At 35.2% G+C, this 1,523-nt stretch carries 2 protein-coding genes; both read right to left on the bottom strand.

Translation table 11 applies throughout. From position 1 onward, the window contains the following. Positions 1–383: 383 nt before the first annotated feature. Positions 384–548, bottom strand: coding sequence for a DUF5989 family protein (locus AC3DU7_RS25385; RefSeq protein ID WP_488042064.1), 165 nt, complete (start codon positions 546–548; stop codon positions 384–386). After that, entirely contained in the window at positions 549–962 is a 414-nt protein-coding gene (locus AC3DU7_RS25380; protein WP_488042063.1) for an SxtJ family membrane protein, read from the bottom strand. Between the last annotated feature and the right edge of the window lie 561 nt (positions 963–1,523).

Raw genomic sequence — 1,523 nt, 5'->3', positions numbered from 1 at the left:
ATTCCCTGAAAATGGGAGGTTATTTACCAAAAATTTTCGGTCATTTCAGTTATCAGTAATCGGTACTTCTAGCTGTTTGCGCAGCATTCCGTAGGAAAATATTCTGCTGAAAATGTAGAATATTCTCTTTTTTTTATCCCCTGAAAAGGGGAGGTTATTTACCAAAAATTTTCGGTCATTTCAGTTATCAGTAATCGGTACTTCTAGCTGTTTGCGCAGCATTCCGTAGGAAAATATTCTGCTGAAAATGTAGAATATTCTCTTTTTTTTATCCCCTGAAAAGGGGAGGTTATTTACCAAAAATTTTCGGTCAAGTAAGAGAAGTGTAGTAAGGTTCAACAAAAAAACCTTTTCTTTTCTTCTTTACTGCCAGCATAGTCAGATTAAAACAACGTATAGATAAACGGCGCAATTACAGAAGATTGACTCAGAACAATCAAAGCTCCTAACAAAACTAAAGTAATAATCAAAGGTAATAACCAATATTTTTTCCGCTCTCCCATAAAACCCCAAAGGTCTTTAAGAACGTCTAATATTCCTTCAAGCATTTAAAAAGGTCGCTCCATACTTTCTCTAGTTTTTAGTTGACTCATCACTCGATAAGTTGAAGTTTCAGTATTCAATTGTCGCTCCATTGGGTCTTTTTTAAACATTCGCATAATCAAACCCATTGGCATTACTACAAGATAAAATACTAACCCCATCCATAGGGGAGTCATTATTGTACTCAGAAAAATTCCCACCCGCATCCAAAACTTATAGACAGGTTCCAAAGTAGGGGGTGAAACAACTGCCAATACCAATAGAGGAGTAGCAATTACCCAAGGCCATGCGGGCGGAGGCCAATGTCTGTGGAGTAACGGTAGTAATAGACCAAATAAACCGCCAAAAACACCACCTACTATTAGACCAAACTCCCTGAGACCCTTTTTGTCAATTTTCGGTATCTCGCGATCACTCATTAGTTATCCATAAATCAATATTTTGTTAACTTTTAACTCGTAGCAGAAAAGTTATGAAAAGTCAATCTAGGTTGGCTAGAACGGTAGTGATACTTAACAAATATTTGTCAATGTTAAGTGTTCTTCCTTGGAGATGCTCGGCAAACTGGCTATTCTTCAACCTTCTCTATAAAAACTAATCAGCCATATTTTTATTCTTTTCACTTACCACAAAATTGTCAATTTATCAAACTGCCGAAAAGTTAGGAGAGAAAAATTAGTCATTTATGGTTGAGGAACACTAGACTATTTGCTTCTCAAACAACGAAATAATAAGTATTTACAGCGTCAAAATTCTTTTAAGCAATACTTACCCTTGGATTTTCCACTATTTATCGTATCATACAACGGAGGAAAACAGCTAAAAACCTTGAAACTTCGTGAGCTGTATCAGAGAAATTTTATGTCTTTTTGTCAGGAGTTGATGACAAAGTTAAAAATTTTCAAATGAAAAGACTAAAAAGTATAAGTAAAGCTTAGAGTAATAACTGATTTTGAGAGATAGTAGTTTTTGTAGCGATC

The organism is Okeania sp. (assembly GCF_983059655.1).
This window is presented reverse-complemented; position numbering and strand designations above follow the sequence as displayed.

Bases quoted from the DNA above. Each gene is read 5' to 3' on its own strand.
- AC3DU7_RS25385 (WP_488042064.1), bottom strand. From the start codon at position 548: ATGCTTGAAGGAATATTAGACGTTCTTAAAGACCTTTGGGGTTTTATG.
- AC3DU7_RS25380 (WP_488042063.1), bottom strand. From the start codon at position 962: ATGAGTGATCGCGAGATACCGAAAATTGACAAAAAGGGTCTCAGGGAG.